This is a genomic window from Acidobacterium capsulatum ATCC 51196 (assembly GCF_000022565.1).
In the GTDB taxonomy this organism is placed as follows: Bacteria; Acidobacteriota; Terriglobia; order Terriglobales; family Acidobacteriaceae; genus Acidobacterium; species Acidobacterium capsulatum.
In genome coordinates this window covers 4,057,899-4,078,333 of record NC_012483.1, presented here as the reverse complement: position 1 = coordinate 4,078,333, position 20,435 = coordinate 4,057,899, and the positions used below count along the sequence as shown (strand labels likewise).

At 57.5% G+C, this 20,435-nt stretch carries 11 protein-coding genes; 5 read left to right on the top strand and 6 right to left on the bottom strand.

Going from position 1 to position 20,435, the window contains the following annotated elements:
- Nucleotides 1–49 precede the first annotated feature (49 nt).
- Together ligD and ku are read right to left on the bottom strand one after the other, a co-directional pair.
- Nucleotides 50–2,755 (bottom strand): DNA ligase D, encoded by a 2,706-nt coding sequence (gene ligD, locus ACP_RS16775; RefSeq protein ID WP_052294855.1) that lies wholly within the window; start codon nucleotides 2,753–2,755, stop codon nucleotides 50–52.
- Between the two features lie 8 nt (nucleotides 2,756–2,763).
- Nucleotides 2,764–3,681 carry a non-homologous end joining protein Ku gene (gene ku / locus ACP_RS16770; RefSeq protein WP_015898533.1) on the bottom strand — a complete coding sequence of 306 codons (918 nt, stop codon included), beginning with the start codon at nucleotides 3,679–3,681 and terminating at the stop codon, nucleotides 2,764–2,766.
- A 208-nt stretch (nucleotides 3,682–3,889) separates the two neighbouring features.
- Here ku and ACP_RS17940 point away from each other — a divergent pair, with 208 nt between their 5' ends.
- Both ACP_RS17940 and ACP_RS16765 read left to right on the top strand, forming a co-directional pair.
- Complete coding sequence (locus ACP_RS17940) at nucleotides 3,890–4,039, top strand: AP2/ERF family transcription factor (RefSeq protein ID WP_015898532.1); 150 nt, start codon at nucleotides 3,890–3,892, stop codon at nucleotides 4,037–4,039.
- 48 nt (nucleotides 4,040–4,087) lie between these two features.
- Nucleotides 4,088–4,420, top strand: a complete 333-nt coding sequence (locus ACP_RS16765) for a DUF3175 domain-containing protein (RefSeq protein ID WP_052294854.1) — start codon at nucleotides 4,088–4,090, stop codon at nucleotides 4,418–4,420.
- 208 nt (nucleotides 4,421–4,628) lie between these two features.
- Here the strand turns inward: ACP_RS16765 and ACP_RS16760 are convergent, their stop codons facing one another.
- On the bottom strand, nucleotides 4,629–5,963 hold the full coding sequence (locus tag ACP_RS16760) for a hypothetical protein (RefSeq protein ID WP_052294853.1): 1,335 nt from the start codon (nucleotides 5,961–5,963) through the stop codon (nucleotides 4,629–4,631).
- A 411-nt stretch (nucleotides 5,964–6,374) separates the two neighbouring features.
- Between ACP_RS16760 and ACP_RS16755 the strand changes: the two genes are divergently transcribed.
- The 3 genes from ACP_RS16755 to ACP_RS16745 all read left to right on the top strand — a co-directional run bounded on the left by ACP_RS16755 (nucleotide 6,375) and on the right by ACP_RS16745 (nucleotide 13,390).
- Nucleotides 6,375–9,794 (top strand): TonB-dependent receptor, encoded by a 3,420-nt coding sequence (locus ACP_RS16755; protein ID WP_015898527.1) that lies wholly within the window; start codon nucleotides 6,375–6,377, stop codon nucleotides 9,792–9,794.
- Between the two features lie 180 nt (nucleotides 9,795–9,974).
- Nucleotides 9,975–12,242, top strand: coding sequence for an alpha-N-acetylglucosaminidase (locus tag ACP_RS16750; RefSeq protein ID WP_169306006.1), 2,268 nt, complete (start codon nucleotides 9,975–9,977; stop codon nucleotides 12,240–12,242).
- Nucleotides 12,243–12,253: 11 nt separating this feature from the next.
- A complete protein-coding gene (locus tag ACP_RS16745; RefSeq protein ID WP_015898525.1) occupies nucleotides 12,254–13,390 on the top strand; it encodes an acyltransferase family protein in 1,137 nt (378 codons plus the stop codon).
- 541 nt (nucleotides 13,391–13,931) lie between these two features.
- Here ACP_RS16745 and ACP_RS16735 read toward each other — a convergent pair.
- From ACP_RS16735 to ACP_RS16725, 3 genes are read right to left on the bottom strand one after another with little or no spacing between them, the layout of a single operon-like run.
- Nucleotides 13,932–17,078 (bottom strand): efflux RND transporter permease subunit, encoded by a 3,147-nt coding sequence (locus ACP_RS16735; RefSeq protein WP_015898524.1) that lies wholly within the window; start codon nucleotides 17,076–17,078, stop codon nucleotides 13,932–13,934.
- Nucleotides 17,078–18,652: a FixH family protein gene (locus ACP_RS16730; RefSeq protein ID WP_015898523.1), complete on the bottom strand. Its 1,575-nt coding sequence runs from the start codon at nucleotides 18,650–18,652 to the stop codon at nucleotides 17,078–17,080. The genes ACP_RS16735 and ACP_RS16730 overlap by 1 nt, the downstream gene beginning before the upstream one ends.
- Entirely contained in the window at nucleotides 18,649–20,013 is a 1,365-nt protein-coding gene (locus ACP_RS16725) for a TolC family protein (RefSeq protein ID WP_015898522.1), read from the bottom strand. Before ACP_RS16725 ends, ACP_RS16730 begins: the two co-directional genes overlap by 4 nt.
- Nucleotides 20,014–20,435: the final 422 nt, after the last annotated feature.

Genomic DNA, 20,435 nt, shown 5'->3' with positions numbered 1-20,435 from the left:
CCCGCAGCGGCAGTGACACTACCCGCTCCAGACACAATTGCTGTTAGCGCTATCTTCCTCCTGGACTCACCCGGGCGGCCTCAGGCAGACGCAAACTCTGATGCAGCTGCAGAAAGCCGCGCCATGGATCAGCCTTGAGCCTCTTACGCCAGCCGTCAAATTCCGTCACGCGAAAGATGGGCCGCTCCGCCGACTTGAGCTCAGACCAGCGCAGCGGCAGCGCTACGGGCGCTCCCGGGCGCGCTCGCGGAGAGAACGGCGCGATGGCCGTCGCGCCCCGTTCGTTGCGGAGATAATCCAGGTAGATTTTGCCTTTGCGGGCGGCCTTGGTCATTCGCGTGAGATAGAGGTCAGGATTTTCCTTCTCCATCTCCAGCACCATGCGATGGGCAAACTCTTTGACCTCGGGCCACTCATGTTCGGGCTCGATGGGGGCCACGACATGAAGGCCCTTGCCGCCGGTGCTCTTGAGGAATGATTTCACCCCCGCGCGTGCGAGCCGCTTGCGCACCTCCACAGCCGCGCCGGCCAGCGTCTTCCAGTCGATGGCATCGTCAGGGTCAAGGTCGATCGTCAGACGGTCCGGCTTTTCCAGAGAGTCGCGCGTCGAACCCCAGGCATGAATCTCAAGCACGCTGGCTTGCGCGAGTACCAGCAAATCGTTTGCGCTTGAGATGGTGAGGAAGGGCTCAACCTTGCCGGTTTTGCGGCTCGCAATCTCAATGCTTTCGATCTCGCCGGGCAGCGTGTGGTTGTTGTGCTTCTGAAAGAAGCAACTCAGGTCACTGCCCGCAGGACAGCGCACAATCGACACCGCACGCCCTTGAATGTGCGGCAGCATGAAGGGCGCGATCCTGGCGTAATAGTCCGCGAGCGCCTCTTTGGTCAGGCCCGAATCCTTGTCGAGCACTTTGTCGCGATGGGTGAGCCGAAGCTCTGACCGCACCGTGGTGCTGTTCGCGCGAGGTTTCTTCGCCGCCTTTCCTTCCGATTCTGGCATCTGTCCCCCTTCGCGCCGCACAGTCTTTGCCGGCTTGTCTTCACGCAACCCCTTGAAGGCAGCCTGCCGGACGAGACCATCGGTCGTCCAGCTTGCGAATGAAACCTGGGCCACGAGCTGCGGCTGCACCCAGATGGCCCCGCGCCGCGCATCCTGCTCCACCTTTGCAAATGGCGCAGTTCCCCGGCGAATGGCCTCCAACTGCTCTCGCATGCGGCGATGCGTGGCGCGCGTGAAACCTGTTCCCGTGCGGCCCGCGTAGATCAGCTTGCCGGCGTCGTAATAGCCCAGCAGCAATGCGCCCACCCCATAGGTGCCGTTGGAAGGGAGCGTGTATCCGCCGATGACCAGTTCCTGTTCGAGATAGCACTTGAGCTTCCACCAGTCGCGGCTCCGGCCGGAGTGGTAAAAGCCCTGCGCGAGCTTTGAAATGACCCCTTCCGCGCCGAGTTTGCAGGCCTTTTGAAATATCTCCTCGCCATTGCCTTTCACGTGCTCGCTGAAGCGCACCGCGCTGCTTGCGGGCAAATCAGTCAACAGTGCGCTGAGTATCTTCTTACGAATGAGCAATGGTTCGCCGCGCAGATTATGCCCATCCAGATGCAGCAGGTCAAAGGCAAAGTATGTGAGTGAATGCCGGGAGTCATCCTTCAGTACTGCCTGTAATTTGGCGAAGCTGGTCGTTCCCTTCTCTTCGAGCACCACCAGTTCGCCGTCGAGCAAGGCGGTCTGCACCGGCAGCCGCAGCAGAGCATCGGCCAACGGCCGCATCCGGCTCGTCCAGTCAAGGCCCGTGCGCGTGAGAAGCTGCACCGGCGGATCGGCCTTCTTGTCCACGCGCGCCTCGATGCGATAGCCATCGAGCTTGATTTCGTAGACGCGATTCTCACCAGCCCCCGGCTCGCTCACGAGCGTCGCAAGTTGTGGAGGCACAAACCGCGGCAACGCCTCGCTGGGCAAGCGCTTGAGAGTAGCCGCTATTTCGCGCGGAAGGAGTGCGGCGGGCATGGATTGCTTCGGGGCATTGGCACGATGCGCAGCGGCGGAGCTTTGCGCCTGCGCGCCCTTCGCATTCCACACGGCATCCTGAGCCTCGGCGATCTGCTGCATGTCCCGGCCACTCACTACGCTGAGCGGAGCTTCGTCCACAATGGCCGGCGCATCGTCGCCGCGTTCGGATTCGTCGTGCTCCTTGATCAGCAACCATGACGGCTTCGATCGCCCCGCAAACTTCCCTTTCATGCGCACCAGCGCCCAGCAGCCTTTCAGCTTCTCGCCATGCAATCGAAACTTCAGATTGCCATCGCGCAACTGGCGGGCCGCATCACCCAGTGGCTCCCAGGTGCCGCGATCCCACAGCATCACGGTGCCGCCGCCGTACTGGCCCTGAGGAATGATGCCCTCGAATCCACCATAGGCTAACGGATGGTCTTCGACCTCGACGGCGAGCCGCTTGTCGCCGGGATAATAACTTGGCCCCTTCGCAACCGCCCAGCTCTTGAGCACTCCCTGCCACTCCAGGCGGAAGTCGTAATGCAGATGACTGGCCGCATGCTTTTGCACCACAAAGCTCAACGCGCCCGCGTTCAAACGCTTCCCCGCCGCGCCCTTTGGCTCGGGCGTCACGCCAAAATCTCTCATTGACTGGTATTGCGCGAGAGGCTTGTTCTTGGAACGAGTTGCGGCTCGAGCCGCAGTGTGAACCGCGTGATTTATAGATTTGCGCTTCGGCGGCCTGCGGCTTTGCTTTTTCATGCGGGTTCTCAGGCAGACTTGCGCCGCTTGTCACTCGACGAGCCAGAACGAACGACTTTGAGCTTCTGTTCGCCCTTGGACTTACGGCGCGAGCGGTGCTGCGCGCCGGAGACAGACTTTTTGCGCCCGTTCTCCTCGCCGACGCTGCGGCGCAAGGCATCCATGAGATCGATGACTTTGCCGCGCGCCGTCGCCACCTCCTGCCTTGGCAACGCGACATGCTTGAGGCGTGCATCGACCAGTTCTCTAAGAGCGGTTTCGTATTCGTCCTTGAACTTCTTCAGATCAAAGGAAGACGATTTTCTCTGGATCAGCTCGCGGGCGAGTGACAACTGCTCAGGGTCCACTTTGCCGGCTTCGATCCCGGCGAAGTACTGCTCCGCGCTCCGCATCTCTTCAGCAAAGCGCAAGGTGTAGGCCATCAGCCCCAGCAGCCTCGGGTTGCCGGGCGCGCAAATAGCGACGAGGTGCTCCCGGCCTGCGAGCGCGATTTTGCCAATGCCGGCTTTGCCGGTTTCTTCGAGCGCCTTTCTGACCACGGCAAATGCCTCGGCCTGCGAGGCGTTCTCGGGCAGCACAAAATAGGGCTTCTCATAACAGGCAGGATCAATCTCATCAACGGTTACAAATTGCTCCAGATCAATCGTCTTGCTCGAGGCCACGCGCAGGTTCTGAATATCTTCCGGCTCAACCGGAATGTATTTTCCCTTGCTGTATTCATAGCCTTTGACGATCTCGCGATTCTCAACCGCTTCGCCGCTCTCTGGCAACACCTTCTGGTGCCGCACACGCTGGCCGGTTTCGCGATCAATCTCGTGGAAGTGAATCTCGCTCTTGGATTCCGTCGCCGGAATCAGGGAGATGCCGAACGACACCAGAGAAATTCTGAGTTGACCTGACCAATAGGGGCGCGCCATTATGACCAATCCTTGCTGCGTCAGATTCGATGTACAAATAAGACGTTGCTTCCCGGCCCTTATCTCTACGCTGATCACGACTCGCAGCATGGCCGCCGCCAGAGAGCCGTGCAACCGATTGCGCCGTAGGGCCACCTTACTGCAAAGAGGCTCGCATGAAGCGTAGGCTTACGTAGCCACGCCGGGCCCGCCCGATTCTGAAGAAGGAAGGACTGCAATGATTCGCAAACTGAAATCAGGAAAATACCGCATCTACTCGCGCAAGAAAAATCCTGACACCGGAAAGCGCCGCAACCTGGGAACCTTCGACACTCGTGAAGCGGCTCAGCAGCATGAGCGGGAAATTCAATACTTCAAAAGACACTGAGATGCCTGCGGTGAAAGCCTCACTCAAGATCACCAAGCGCACGGCAGCATGCAGACGACGAGGAACATCATGGCTTCTGACCATCACAAATCGCACAGGAAAACGGAGAATCACCGCTGGGTAAAAAACGTCACCAGCGACTCCACGCATCCACGGGAAGGCCTGTTTACGGAGTCGCCGGAAGTGATCGCGCGCGAGCTGGCCTCGAAAAGGGTTTCGCCGAAGGGGCCGGTTTCCGGATTGCGCATGCTCACCTATTTCATCAATCGCGGCGGCAAGGGACTCAGTGCCTCCCGGCGGCGCTCGCTGGAACGAGCCAAGGAGCTGCTCTCAGAGCGCATTCATCGAGACAAAAGCAACCGCAAGAAAAAAGCCGCCTAGGGCGGACAGCGGCGGCCGAATCAAGTCCGGGCCATGGACTTCGTCTCTGACCGGCTCTGCGATGGAAGGCGGTTTCGTTCGCGGACCATCGTGGATATCTGCACACGGGGAAAGCCTGCCCGTCGAAGCAGGCCGGAGTCTGAGCGGAGAGGAGTGACCTCCCGAGTAACTGGGGAACTCTGCCCGAAGCGACGGGAGTACGTGCGCGCTATTGACTGAATCGCTCGGCGACGATCCCAGCGGGGAGAGCCTCGGCTTCGAGGCTGCCGGTTTGGATCAGAAGCTCGAAGGCGCGGGGCTTTCCATTCCGGGTGAAGGCTTTCTGAATTACGGGTCGCATGGCTGAATCGTTCATGAGGATATTGGCGGCGGCCTCGGTTCCGGCCATGTCGAGCCCTTCGATCAGAAGGATCCAGCCTGTGTGGTCAAGGTTGGGAAGCAATGCGACAACCGAATAGGTTTCGCGATAGGGGCTCTTGAGATTGCTGCGATAGAGCGGCCGTTCGCCGGGAGCCGGATGAGTGTTGAGGATATAGCAATCATTGACGCGGCGGTCGCAGACAAATTTGAAATTAAGATTGGCCTGCAGAAGGTTGATCCACGGATCGGTATGAATGGCTCCCAGAAGGATGACATTGTTGCCTCTCAGATCGTCAATCCTAAGATCGCGGGCGTAACGGATGATCAGATGATCCGGAATAACTTCGGGCAGATGAGAGAGACGGGTTGTTATGTCCAGATCGACCATGCTGGTGTATCGCTGAGTGCGCAGGTCGTCGATGCTTCCCTGGTCCGCATTCTTCACCCTGACACTGGAGAGATATTCTCCGTTGGAATAGCTGGTGAGGCTAGCGGGCTGCTGGGAAAGATTTTGCAGAATGCCCACACCGGCGTCGGCCGGGACGATTAACGTATCGTGTCCTCTCGAAAACAAGGTTGCCCACAAAGGGCGAGAGGCCACTTTTGGAGCCGGCGGAGAAGAAGCAGAGGTATAGGCGAGCCAGCATGTGCCCCAGAGAAGTGATGCAAAGAGGAGACCGATTAAAAACATCCGCCAGTCTTTTCTGGCGGGGGGCACTTGTGGATGGGATCCGGGCGCTGGCGAAATCGGCGTAGTTTCTTCGGCACTCGCGGCCAGAGCGGGCTGGGGACCGGCGAGCGAGGGCCGGGCATGGAAGACGGGGATGTAGGCTCCCCTGGGAATTTCAAGACGGAAGCTCTCCTGGCTTCCCTCTCGCTCAAAATAGAGGTTCAGGCGCTTGCGGAGCTGGACAGCATAATTGCGGACGATATTGTCGTCGCCGGGATTGTAGCTGGGCGCTCGCCCGAAAACGCGCACACCAATATTCTGCTCGCGGATTTCTTCGTCCCTGTCCTGCAGATGCAGCTCACAGATGTGAAGGAGAAACTTCTGCAGGAATTCCGACTTCGAGAAGATGTCGCTCGCTGCAATGCGCTGCGCGAGCAGCCAGCGAGGATCGCCGGAAAGCAGGATGCTTCCGTTGCCAGCCGAAGGCAGCATCTCCAGCGAATTTGACGCCATTTTCATCCATCGCCTGCGGCCGCCAGGTCAACGGCACGCAGTGGTTTCCTGTTCCTGCTCGGCAGGAACACTCTCATTATGCAGGTGTACAGGTTTAAACACCGTTAAAACTGCCGTTTCGCAGCCCCTGATTCTTACCGGCAATCCTCAACTGGCACCCTCTGGATGCACTTCCCTTCTTTATTCACACTCCTCTCCGCAGGGCTCCACGGTGAAAACACCTTACGGCTATCGGGGCGTGGTTTGATGATGTGCCTGTCCCGCAGAGATTTGCCGTCATCTTGAGTGCCCGCACCGCAGTGGAAGCGCGCGCTCCAGGGAGTGGATTGGAACGGCTTTCTCCGCAGGCATCCAGTGATCGCAAATTTCCCCAACTGACTCACCGAACCAGTACGCATCAAGGAGAACGACTTGTCAGCTCAAGGCACAAGATTTACGCGATATGGCTCTCTTCTGTGCATCCTCTTATTGGCCGTCTGCGGCGCATTTGCCCAACAGGACACCGGCGGCATTCTCGTGGTCGCGAAGGATACGTCGGGAGCCGCCCTCAAGGCAGCCTCCGTCGTGGTGACCAACACCGGCACACAATCGCAACTTCATGGCAGGACCAACAACATTGGAACGTGGCTGGCGACGCCTCTGGCGCCCGGCGATTACCGGGTGACGGTCAGCGGCAAGGGGTTTCAGACAACGATCGTTCAGCATGTAACGGTTCAGCTTCAGCAGAACAGCCGCGTGGATGTGACGCTTTCGGTCGGCAATCTGCAGCAAAATGTGGTTGTCACCGCTCATGCCCCTTTGCTCGATACCGAAAATGTGTCGATCGGGCAAACGATTCACGGAGTGCTCAAAAATGATTTGCCGGTGAGCGACCGTGACTTCAACCGGTTGGCGGTGCTGACGGTCGGTGTGAATTACACGACACCTTCAGGCCCTCGCGACACGGCAAGCGGTGGGTTCTCGGCGAACGGCATCTCTCAATATCAGAACGATTATGTCTTGGACGGAACCGACAACAACAGCTACGACCAGAATGTGAACGAGGGACGAACCTTTGCCATTGAACCCTCGCTGGATGCGATTGCGGAATTCAAGGTCGAGACGAATGCCTATTCTGCAGAGTTTGGCCGGGACGGTGGCGCGGTGATCAACGTCATCACCAAATCAGGGAGCAATCACTTTCACGGTTCAGGATACGAGTACTTTCAGACCAGCGACTTCAATACGAACGACTTTTTTAACAAAGCACAGGGCATCAGCAAAACCGACTACACGAAGAACATCTTTGGCGCCTCACTGGGGGGCCCGGTATGGCTGCCGAAGCTTTATAACGGACACGACCGGACCTTCTTTTTCGTGGATTTTGAACGGCAGCCCTACCGCTCGCCGGGATCTCCGGTACGTGGTTTCATTCCGACTCAGGCAGAAGCCTCGGGCGATTTCAAAGGCGACGCCCCGATTTATAATCCGGCCACAAATCAACCCTTCGCGAACAATACCATTCCGGCAAATCTGATCAATCCCATTGCACAGAAGATTGCCGCGGCTATCCCGGCTCCGAATCTTCCCCAATCCGGCTCGGCCAATTACTTTCACAACAGTCCCGTCAATGACGACGACAATCGCGTTGCGGTGCGCATCGATCAGCAGTTCAGCGCTAATGACAGGGTCTTTGGCCGCTATCAGTACCAGCACCAGAGTCTGCCGCAGGTCGGACTTTTCTCTGGCACGCTGCTGACCGGTGATATCAGCAATATGGCGGATGCGCAGGGAGTGGTTGCGGGCTGGACGCACGTGCTGAACATGCGCATGATCAACGACGCGCGGTTTGGCTGGACGCGTCTGAACTGGATTACCGCACCGGCCAACGGCAGCCAGAATGTCAATCAGCAGGTGGGCATCTCGGGCGTTCCGCTGCAGGGCGGCCTGGCCGGGGGGCTGGCCACGATCAGCTTTGTGAACAGCGATCTCAGCGGATTTGGCGGAGCCTACTCCGAACAGGATTTGAACGGCACCTATCAGGGCGCCGACACCTTCACCTGGACCACGGGGCATCACACCATCAAGCTGGGCGGCATGTACCGCTGGGTATTTTTCAAGAGCTCGGCCAGCTCGTTTGCGCCCAACGGCGAGTTTGATTTTGATGGTCACTACACAGCTCACTACACCAGCGGAACCGCCGACTCGGGAACCGGTAACCCGTTTGCCGACTTCCTGCTTGACCGGCCGGAGATGGCTCGCATCTCCGCCATTCATACCAACAACTATCAGCGCCGCGCATATTCACTGTTTGCAGAAGACTCCTGGCAGGTGACGACCAAACTGACGATTGATGCGGGCCTGCGCTGGGATTATGTGACGCCGGTGTGGGAAGCAAACAATCACGGCTCTGTGCTTGACCCCATCACTCATGTGCTGCACATTCCGGGCTATACGGGGTCTTTTCCCTCAGCCACTCAGGCACAAGTTGCAAAGGGCATCATTACGCTCGACACGCACTCCAACCGGTACTTTGGCGTGCAGCCGGACCACCATGACTTCGGCCCTCGCCTTGGATTCAGCTATCTCGTGACTCCCAGCACGGTCTTTCGTGCCGGTTACGGTCTCTACTATGGTCCCGAGCAACTGGGATTTTATGGTGAGCCCAGCCCCGGCTTTTCCACACCGTTCCTCTTGCAGGACAGTTTTCAGGTTCCCAATTCCAATCCCGCAACCGTGAATACGGTGACCATGTCCACCGGCTTTCCGAGCTATGCCCTCACCAATCCGGGCGACCCCACGCTCTATGCGATGGAACTACCGCTCAAGACACCCTACTTTCAGCAGTGGAATGTCACCGTTCAGCAGCAGTTGGGTGGCCAAAGCGCGCTGGACATCTCTTACATCGGATCGAAGACCACTTCCATGTATACGAATCAGGACTGGAACATCCCGTCCCCCTCAGTGGATGGCTCCGTTCCCTACGCGCAGCGGCAACCCTTCCCGAGCGTGGACAGCAATGGAAATCTGATTGCCGGAAGCGCTATCCAAGGCCCATCGAACCAGGGCATGGGCACCTACAATGCACTGGGTGTAAAGTTTCGCAGCCACTTCAGGAATGGACTGACGATGATCAGCGCCTTCACCTGGAGCCACGACATCGACGACATCACGAACGCCGGACTGAGCGTGGGTAACAATGGCCGGGCGAGCTATCCTTATCAGCAGCTCACCTTGCAGCGCGGAAACTCCGACTGGGATATTGCGGATCGCTGGGTGACCGGGTTTGTTTACCAACTTCCATTCGGCCGCGGTCAACGATTTGGGAATCACCTCAACCGGGTGGCTGACGCCTTGCTGGGCGGATGGCAGACCGGAGGCATTCTGACTCTGGAAAGCGGGCCGTGGTACACCGTGAACCAGAACTACGATAGCGCCCACAACGGCTTCATCTGTGGCAATTGCCGTCAGCGCCCTGACGCAGTCGCCGGGCAGAACGCCAACAATGGTCCGCGCAAGGTGGACCCGAACAACAGCGCTGTCCATTGGTTCAATGTGAATGCCTTCACGCAGGCAGCCAATGGCACGGTGGGTAATCTTCGCCGCAACACTGTGCTCGGACCCGGATATCGTAACTATGACGCTTCTCTTTCCAAGATATTTTCGCTCGGCGGAAAGAGAGCCTTTCATATCCGGCTGGAAGCCTACAACATGACGAACACAACCAACTTCATGGCGGCCAGCGAGTCGACAACCCCTTCGGGATTCTCTCTTGGGGACTCCAACTTCGGCGACCTGACGGCAGACCGTGGCGGACGAATTGTGCAGCTTGCAGGCCGCTTCGTCTTCTAAGGAATGCCCAACCTGCGGGTGTCATCCACCTACAAAGTAGAGTGGATGACACCTGCAGAGTTGTCTTTAACCGGGAACATTTCCGTTCCGCCCGGCAATCTCATTTCTTTTGCCGCCCAACCTGCTCACGAGCACAGGACATTTTTGACGATGCCGCCTCTCCGGCTCCTGCCAGCGTTCATGCTGGCTGCCCTTGCATTTTCTCCGTTTGCCGTTTCTCCTGCGATTGCCGTGCCCGCTAAGGATGCGATTCCACTCCAGCCAGCCCGGGCCGCGCTGCGCCGTTTGATTCCCTCACTGCAGCAGCAGATCACCCTGTTGCCGCTGCAGCGGAAAGGCGGCGGTGAGCGATTTCGCATCTGCGGCACGCGAGGACACATTGTGGTAGCAGCCACCAGCAATGTTGCGGCTTTGTTTGCGGTGAACTGGTATCTCAAGTACACGGCGCACCTGCAGATATCGACCAATGGCGATCAGCTCACCTTGCGCGGACCACTGCCCGCACCACGTCATGTCATAGAAGGAAGGACACCGTATCCTTATCGCTACGCGCTGAATGAGAATACCGATGGCTACTCCACGCCTTATTGGAGCTGGCCCCGGTGGCAGCGCGAGATTGACATATTTGCCGCCAGCGGCATCAACGCCATGCTGGTGGAGCGTGGGATGGAGGCCGTACTCTATGAAACCTTTCGCGACTTCGGCTATTCCGATGCGGAAATGCGAGCATGGATCACACAGCCCGCGCACCAGAACTGGCAACTCATGGGCAATCTGTGTTGCTTTGATGAGCCCATCTCGCGCTCATTGCTTGACCGGCGCATTCGCTCTGCCCAACAAATAATTCGCCGGCTGCGCGAACTCGGGATTACGCCGGTCTTTCCTGGATACTTCGGAATGGTGCCGGAGGACTTTGCCCGGCGGCACCCAGGCGCGCATGTGATTCCGCAAGGCAACTGGAATGGCTTCCGCCGGCCCGCTTGGCTGGACCCTCGGGACCCGCTCTTTGCCGCCGTCGCCGCATCGTTTTACAAGCACCAGCAAGAACTATTTGGAGATAGTTCGATCTATGACATTGAGCTATTTCAGGAAGGAGGCTCGGCGGCAGATGTGCCGGTCAGCTCTGCAGCCAAAGCAATTCAAAAAGCTCTTCTGCGCGCGCACCCTCAAGCCATGTGGATGACGCTCGCGTGGCAGAACAACCCGTCACGCGCTCTGCTATCAGCGGTAGATCGTTCTCATCTTCTTGTCGTCGATATCGATCAGGGACGGACTCCCCACGAAAATCGCGAACGGGATTTCATGGGAGCTGCATATCTCTTTGGCGGACTCTGGGACTTTGGCGGCCGCACCACCCTTGGAGCCAATCTTTACGACTACGCCGTGCGCCTGCCGCGCATGGGATTGCGCGCCGGCAGCACCATGAAGGGTACAGCACTGTTCTCCGAGGGGCTCGACAACAATCCTGCCGCTTTTGACCTCTTCACCGAAATGGCGTGGCGAACATCCCCTGTAGATCTGCGCACCTGGTCCCGCGAATATGCACGCCGCCGCTATGGCATGGATGATCCTCACACCCGGCGCGCATGGAGAATCCTCATGGAAACTGCCTACGGAACGCGTGCCGATGGAGTCTCAAATCATGGCGAGCGCGATGCTCCCCCTGAGTCCCTGTTTGATGCGCAACCAAGCCTCGATGCGGTATCCGCATCTTCGTGGTCTCCTGACCGTCTCCGCTATGACCCGAAAAAGTTTGAAGCCGCACTCACCGAACTACTGCAGGCGCCGCCTGGAATGCGTGAAATGCCCACCTATCAATATGATCTCGTCGATGTTGCACGGCAAACACTCGCAAACTGGAGCCGGAAGACACTGCCGGAAATCAAAGACGCTTATGATCACCGTCATGAGGCCCGGTTTGAAACGCTTGAAAAGCAATGGCTGTGCATGATGATGCTTCAGGACAAGCTGCTCGCTACGAACACATCCTTTATGGTTGGCCCGTGGCTCAATGCTGTCTCTCCCTGGGCCGCCACTGCAACGGAACAGCGGCGTCTTGACTACGATGCACGATCGATTCTCACCACCTGGGGAAATCGCACGGCCAGCGAGGCCGGACTGCGGGATTATGGAAACAAGGACTGGGCTGGGTTGACCCGCGACTATTACTATCGGCGCTGGCAAATCTATTTCAATGATCTGGATCGCTCCTTGAAGACCGGAACGCCCCCTCACCCCATCGACTGGTTTGCATTCGGCGAGAAGTGGAACCGTGCTCAGACCCATTACGCAACCCAGGCGCGCGGTGATTCATGGTCCGTCGCCATGCAGGTAGCGACGGCACTGGGGATTGCTCCATCGGCAATGCGGAAACAGAGCTGGCAGCGAACGCATCAAGACAGTCCCATGGCGCGCGAAGATCGCCGCTCCGGCGACACGGAGCATTGAGAGGCGAAGCGATGAAGCAGCATCAAGATACGGTAGTGAATGCGAAACGCATGGTGTCGATCGATTTGCTGCGTGGGATCACCATCGCTTTCATGATCCTCGTGAACAACAATGGAGATGAGGCGCACGCATTCTGGGCGCTCAAGCATGCACAATGGAATGGCTTCACGCCTACCGATCTGGTTTTCCCCACCTTTATTTTTGTGGTTGGAATCTCATTGGTCTTTTCCACCGAAGCACGGCTGCGCCGCGGGCAATCGCGACTCTTGATCGCCGCTCACGCCCTGCGGCGGAGTGTGATTCTTTTTCTACTTGGGCTTGTCGTGAACGGTTTTCCTTATTTTCACTTCGGCACTTTGCGCATCTATGGCGTGCTGCAAAGAATTGCGATTTGCTATCTCTTCGGCAGCCTCTTGTATCTGCTCTCGCGGCGTGTTTGGCTGCAGGCCTTGCTCTTTACGACGGCGCTGGTTGGGTATTGGGCGCTGATGCGCTGGGTTCCCGTACCGGGCTACGGCCTGCCCGGCAGAGATATACCCTTTCTTGACCCGAATGCCAATCTGGTTGCCTGGCTGGATCGTCTTCTGCTGCCGGGTAGGCTCTATGCCGGCACGCGTGATCCTGAAGGGTTGTTGAGTACGATCCCGGCGATGGGCACCCTGCTGCTCGGCATGATGACGGCTGGATGGTTGCGAAGCGCCGCAGCTCCACGGAGGAAATTGATGCTGCTCCTGGCGGCAGCGGGTATTGCTCTGACGGCCGGCGCGTTGTGGGGGCTTGAGTTCCCGATCAACAAGAGGGTCTGGACCAGTTCGTATGTCTTGTATGCAGGCGGATGGTCTCTTCTCGCCTTTGCGCTCTGCTTCTGGATGACCGAGGTCCGGAAGCATCGGAATGGCTTATATCTCTGGCTTGCTTTTGGAATGAACCCCATTACCGCATATATGTTTGCGGAACTTCTGCAGTCTACCTTGAGCGCAATTTATCTGAATCATCATCTTACGATGCAACGCTGGCTCTATCTGCGCATTCTCGTTGTTCTTCCCTGGCCTGCGTGGGCATCGCTCCTGTACTCCGTTGCATTTGTCTTTGTCTGCTTGATTCCGATCGCGCTTATGTACCGGAAGCGTATCTTCCTCCGCATCTGAAACACGGCTCTCATCCTCTTAGGCCATAAGAACATCGACACTTCGGAATACAAGTAATTCCCGAGAAACGTGATTGTCGTTTCAGTAAGTATGCTGTCCACCCCGCCGCTACCAGGATAAATGCGTACCTCTGGTCAGAACTGTTACGGCAGAAGCCGCGACGATCGTGTGAAGCAACGCGAGTGCCATCTGTGCTGCCGGGGTGACTCCTGCGAAGCACACCGGGAACCTCAAACCGCGCCTCCGGGATGCACTTGCCGAGTTCCCGTCGTAAGGTAGTCTCGTTCTCTACCTTGTCAGCATCGCCCACGATGACGATGGCGGGAACCTGGACGGACTTCATGCGATTCGAAATATCCATCTGCATGCCGTGATCGAGCCACGCTCTTACGGCCTCCGAAGATCCATTCAGAGTGTCTTCGATCACCTCTTCTCGCAACTCTCTGGGCAGTGGCCGCTCAGTCAGAATAGTGAGCCCCTGCTCCACACCCTCGCGGCTCCCATAGATCGCGGACCGCACTCCCAACGTCCTCAAGCATCTTCACGATTTCCTTGATGCGCTTTTGCGTTGCAGTCGAATCTCGCGGCGTTTTATCAGCAGAAAGAACACAGGAACCAGAATCAGGACGTGGATGGTCGAGGTGATCATGCCGCCGACTATGGGGGCGGCGATTGGCTTCATCACGTCAGAGCCAATGCCGCTTTCCCACAGTATGGGGGCGAGACTGAGAATGACTGCGGTGACGGTCATCAGTTTTGGGCGAAGCCGTTGCACGGCGCCTTCGATAACCGCGGCGTGCAGGCTCTCATCGGTCATCGCGGTCTCTTGCGCCATGTATTTGTCATAGGCTTCCTGCAGATAGATCACCATGACAACCCCGGTTTCTACCGCGATACCAAAAAGCGCAATATAGCCCACCCACACGGCCACGCTGAAGTTGAACCCCAGAAGCCATTGCAGAAGCAGCCCACCCGACAAGGCATAGAGCGTGGGGAAGATTAACACGGCTGCTTCCACGACGGAGCGGAAGACAAGATAGAGCAGGAGGAAGATGACGAAGAAGACGATAGGCAGAATAATCTCGAGGCGATGCTTGGCCCGGACCTCGAACTCGTATTCGCCTGCCCAGCGCCAGGTGTAGCCAGCCGGAAGGTGAAGCTTGTTCTTCAATAGCCTGTCAACTTGTGTGACATAGTTCCCGTAGTCGCTGTTATTCAGCGTGAGATAAAGATAGCCAGTGAGTGAACCGTCTTCATCGCGAATCATCGATGGACCGCGCGAGTAATAGACGCGAGCCACCTCGCCAATGGGAATCTGAGCTCCCATCGGCGTAGAAATGAGCATTCTCATGATCGCCGCGGGATCATTGCGAAAACTTTGCTGATAGCGAACGGTCACGGCGAAGCGCTCTCGTCCCTGAACATTCTGCGTAATTTCAGATCCTCCAATTTCAGAGGTGATCACCTGTTGGACATCCCCGACGGTGAGACCATAGCGTGCGGCCTGCAAACGGTTGACGGCAACATTCAGGTAGAACCCTTGAGAAACCCGCTCCGCGTAGACCGAGGAGGTTTGCCGCATCCCTGAGAGGATGGCCTGCATGTTTTCTCCGATCTGCTGAATTGTGTTGAGATCCGGCCCCTGAATTTTGATGCCGATCGGGGTTCTGATTCCCGTCAACTCCATGTCGAGCCGGTTTCTTACGGGCATCGTCCAGGTATTGGTCACGCCAGGAAACTGTAACCTGGCATCCATTGCGGCAATTAGTTTGTCATAAGTCATTCCTCTGGGCCACTGCGAGCGCGGCTTGAGCATGATGGTGGTGTCAAACATATCCAGAGGTGCGTTGTCAGTGGCGCTATCTGACCTGCCCACAGTACCGAAGACAGAATTGACTTCGGGAAAGGATCGAATGATTCGGTCCTGCGTCTGCATGAGATCGATCGCCTGAGGCAGCGAAATCCCCGGAAGAGAACTCGGCATATAGAGCGCCGACCCCTCATAGAGCGCCGGCATGAACTGGCTGCCCAGCCGGAAGTAGAGCGGCACAGTCGCAGCCAGGAAGGCGAGGCTGAAAATCAAGACCAGCTTCCAGCGCCGCAGAGACCAGCGCAATACGGGAAGATACAAGGCCTGCGTCATTCTGGCCAGCGGATTCTCGGACTCGGATCGCAGCCTGCCGCGAAGGAAGAATGGCATGAGCGCCGGCACCAGGGTGATGGAAAGCACGGATGAAAAGACGAGCGCGAGTGTCTTGGTCCAGGCAAGGGGCCGAAACATGCGCCCCTCCTGCGAACTGAGCAGAAAGACGGGCAGGAAAGAGACGACGATGATCAGCAGTGAATAGAAGAGCGCTGGACCCACCTGTTGGGCCGCGCCCACCAGCATCTTCTTGCGGGCCGCATCATTCAGTTGCTCGGGGTCTGTACGTTCCGCGAGGTGGCGATATCCGTTCTCGACCATCACAATGGCAGCATCGACGAGCACACCTACGGCCAGAGCCAGTCCTCCGAGAGACATAATGTTGGAGCTGATGTGGAGGAAATACATAGGGATGAATGCGGCCAGCAGCGCAATTGGCAAGGTGAGAATGGGAATGAGAGCGGAGCGAAAGTGAAAAAGGAAGGCGATGCTAACGAAGCTCACGATGATGGCTTCGAGGATGAGATCGCGCACGAGCGTATGGATCGACTTATGAATGAGCCAGGAGCGGTCATAAGTTGTGACGATCTTCACGCCCGGAGGCAACGATGGTGCGATGGCGTGGAGTTTGGCCTTAATACCGTCGATCACCTTGAGCGCATTGCCTCCATACCGCATGATGACGATGCCCCCGACGACCTCACCTTTGCCATCCCAATCGGCGGCACCACGGCGCGGAGCGGGCCCAAAGCTGACCGTGCCTAAATTGCGTACCAGGATCGGCGTACCGTCTTTTGTGGCAACGGGAATATTTTCAAGATCGGCAAGCGTCTTGAAGTAGCCGAGGCCACGCACCATATACTCGGCGCCGTTCAGATCGAGTACATCCCCGCCCACTTCATTGGTGCTCTGCCGGATGCGCTGGATAACGGTAGAAGCCGAAATTCCGTAAGAGAAGAGTTTTTGAGGATCAAGATTCACCTGATACTGGCGCACGAAGCCGCCAATACTGGCGACTTCCGCCACGCCTGGCACGGTCTCTAACTGATAGCGCAAGTACCAGTCTTGAAGCGAGCGCAGGCTGGCGAGGCTTTGGTTGTGGCTCTTGTCGACGATGGCATATTCATAGACCCAGCCTGCGCCGGTGGCATCCGGCCCAATCGTGGGGTGCACGTTCGAAGGGAGGCTGTCGGCAATCTGCTGAAGGTACTCAATGACACGCGAGCGCGCCCAATAGAGATTGGTTCCATCCTTGAACACCACAAACACGTAGGAGTCACCAAACATAGTTTGGGCGCGAACAGCCTTCACATGGGGCGCGGCCAGCAACGCGGAAACAATTGGATAGGTGACCTGATCTTCAATGACGTTCGGCGGCTCCCCAGGCCATTGCGTGTGGATGATGACCTGTACATCGCTTATGTCGGGCAGGGCGTCCAAAGGCACTTGACGCATGGACCATATTCCAGCCGCCGCCAGTAAAACCGTCACCGCGATTACAAGGAAGGGATTGCGCGCGCACCAGTCGATCGTTCGCTTGATCATTACATCCCTCCTGCGGCGGTCACGCTGAGTTGCCTGGTGGCGAGGGTTTTTCCATCGCGGCTGGCAGTGATGGTGACCTGCCATGTGCCGCCGGAGCCGAGACGTAGCGACCCCTCGTAAATCCCCTGTCCTTTATCTGTGAGGGTTGAGGCTACATGCATCGCCGCCATTCCCATGGCGGGCATGGCCGGCATGTAGAAAGTGGCCGAGACGTGCGCGCCTGATACCGGCTTGCCATCTGCGCCCGTCAGCGTTACCTGCACAGCATCGGAGCCCTTTTGTGGCGGGGAAGGGATTGTCGACAAAGCGATCTGTGCTGTTTGCGCAGCACGACTATTCTGTTGCGCAGCATTCGGTTGCGAGGGGTTGAAAGATTGCACCGCCGCCTGCAATTGCGCTTCTGAATCAATCAAAAAGTTCGCGGAGCTGACGATATGTTCACCGGCTTTCAACCCTTTCAGAACGATGAACGAGTTGTTTACCTGCTGCCCGACTTGCACAGGAATCGGTTTCAGGTATCCGTTCCCCTGGTCGACGAAGGCGATGTTCTGCGTGCCTGTCTGTAACACACCCGACGCCGGAATCAAAAGCTGCACGCCGAGAGGGACTTTGATATCCACGTTCACGTACATGCCCGGCTTGAGCACAACTCCAGGATTGCGAAACACAAGCCGTACGCGCGCAGTGCGGGTGACAGGATCGACATCTGGGAGGATCTGATCGATGCGTCCGTAAAATGTGCGGCCGGGATATGCATCGACCGTTACCTGAGCCGGATCTCCGGGCCGCAACTCGCCAACGTCCGTCTGAAATACGTTGGCGTAAACCCATACCGTGGAGAGATCCGCGATGGTATAGAGCTTTGTGTCTGGCTGCACATAAGCGTTGGGCAAAGCATTGCGATCGGTGATGTAGCCGGAAGCCGGTGCATCCACCGGAATCTCGCGCTGCACCCTGCCGCTCTGTATCAATTCAGTAATTTCATTTTGCGGTACATCGAATTGCCGCAGTCGCTGCTCAGCCGCGTCCAGAAGCCATGTGCCCTCCTGGGAGGCGGTGCCCTTGCCACCCGGCCGAAGTGATTTCTGATTCTGCTTTGCGAGCAGGTACTCCTGCTCTGTGCTCACCAGGTCGGGGCTGTAAATGGTGAAGAGTGGCTCGCCCTTCTTTACGTACTGCCAGGTTGCATTTGCAAATACTTTTTGAATCCATCCCGGAAAGCGCGTCTGCACATACGAGAGCCGCTCTTCGTCAATGGCGACGTTACCGGGCACCTGGAGATGATTGCTTATTTCTTTGCGCTCGACCAACGCCGTCGTCAGACCGATTTCCTGTTGACGCCGCAGAGACAAATGCACCGGCGCGAGTGAGGGCTGTTTATTGCCCGGGGCGGACACAGAGGTGCTACCGTTTTGGCTCGTGCTCTCTGGGCCTTCGGCAACCACCGGATTGTAAGGCGCGGGACCAGTTTTTGCCGGCAACTCGCGATGCAGCAGAAATACAAGCGCGGCAATCAATGCAATGCAGGCAGCAATAGCAACAAAGAACGCTCTCTTATAAGTGGATTCGCTCACGGCTTCACCTCCGGCATGGAAGACTTCTCGAGTGGAATGGGAGTGCCAACGGCAAGTTCAAGATCTGCCAGGCGAGAGTTGAATTCGCGCAATGCCTGCAGCCATGCAAGATCAATCCGAATGACTTCCTGCTGGCTGTCGAGCAGGTTGAGAAAGTCGGATTGGTTATTCTCGTAAGCAATGACTGCCGCGTGCAGAGTTGTCTCGGCCTGAGGCTGCAGAGAAGTCCGGTAAACACGTGCCATCCGTTGTGCGGCGAGGGTTTCCGCCAGCGACTCCTGAATCTGATCAAAGGCCGCATTCCTGAGATCGTTCAGTTCTGCTTCTTGTTCTGTCACGCGCGCGGTAGCAGTTGCGATCTCCGCATTGTTTTTTCGCCGGTTCAGCCACGGCAGATTGACACCCGCTTCGACCATGTAAGTGTTGCGCATCGACGAGGTAGGGTTCATCAGCATGTAGCCGCCGGAGAGCGTAACGTCAGGGACATACGCCTTCTTGGCAAGTTGCTCCTGCTTGCGGCTTTTATCGATGGCTGTTTCGGCGTCGAGCAAATCCGGGCGGTTCTGAAGGGCCGTCTTCTCCAGCGATTCGATCGAAGGCAACCGCTCGGCGACGTGGTAGCCGCCCGTCACCCGAAGAGCCGTTCCAGAACTCCGGTTCATCAATGCATTCAGCCGCGCGCGAGCTACTTCCGCATCGCGTTCAAAGCGAATCAGGTTTTCGTCCAGCTCCGTCAGGGCCACCTGCGCTTTCAAAATATCCTGCTGAGGCACCTGGCCGACGGTGTAGCGAATTTGCGCGGCCGCAATGGCCTGCCTGGCTATGGCCACATTCTGCTGGTGAATGCGGAGTTCATCCTGCGCCAACAGCAGATTGAAAAATGCCTTCCTAACCTGCACTCTCATCTGCAGCCGCGTTGCAGCAAGCTCGTCTTTTGCTTCCATTACATCGGATCTAGCAATGCCGGCGCGCAGGTTGCGCTTGCCGAGGCCCGGCAGCGACTGGCTGAACATGAACATGTTCTGCGCCTGGTTGTAGTTCCAGGGTTGACTGAGCGGAACGCCCCAGCCCCGATACATAAAGGTCGGATCATTGAGTGCGCCGGCGGCAGGCACCTGCGCTTCGGCCATCACTACGCGGCGCACCGCGACAGAGATTGCAGGATTTCTCTCCAATGCGATGGCCTCGATCTGATCGAGAGTCATCGCAGAGCTGGCGTCGGGAAGTTGAGGCGCGTCCGCCAGCGTTGCGTTTAGCAACGCAAACACATTCTTATTCGTTTTTGCCGTTTGTTGCGCTTGCAGGCTGCATGCAAACGGGCCGATGGCGCACAAGCAGAGAACTGCTAAAAGAGATTTCATAACTCCTCATCCGAAAGGGACAGATCATCGTCAGGCCACGCGCCATAACAAAGGCGCAGAAGGGCTCAGTCCGCTAAGGATGGAGTTGTTAAATGCGAAGGATGGACGAAGCGAGAGACAGCCGATGAGGAGGAGACGCCTCAGTCCTGATCGGTTCATGCGTGAAGGAGAGTGATTCTAGTGCCGGAGTGTTCGCCAGCACCGCCAGCGAGACTTCATGCCAGGCGTGATCCGTTGTGTTTACCACAGCCGCGGGAGTGGCGGCGGCCTTAGGCATCTGTAGATGGCAGCAGAGTTCCAATGCCGAACCGTTACCGCCCGCGCAGCACGCATTTCGCATTCCGCGGCAGCAAGGAGGAAGTTGTCTGGGGCATAGACTTGCAAGCGCGGGCATCGTAGCCCAGATCGCTACCAGAAGCACC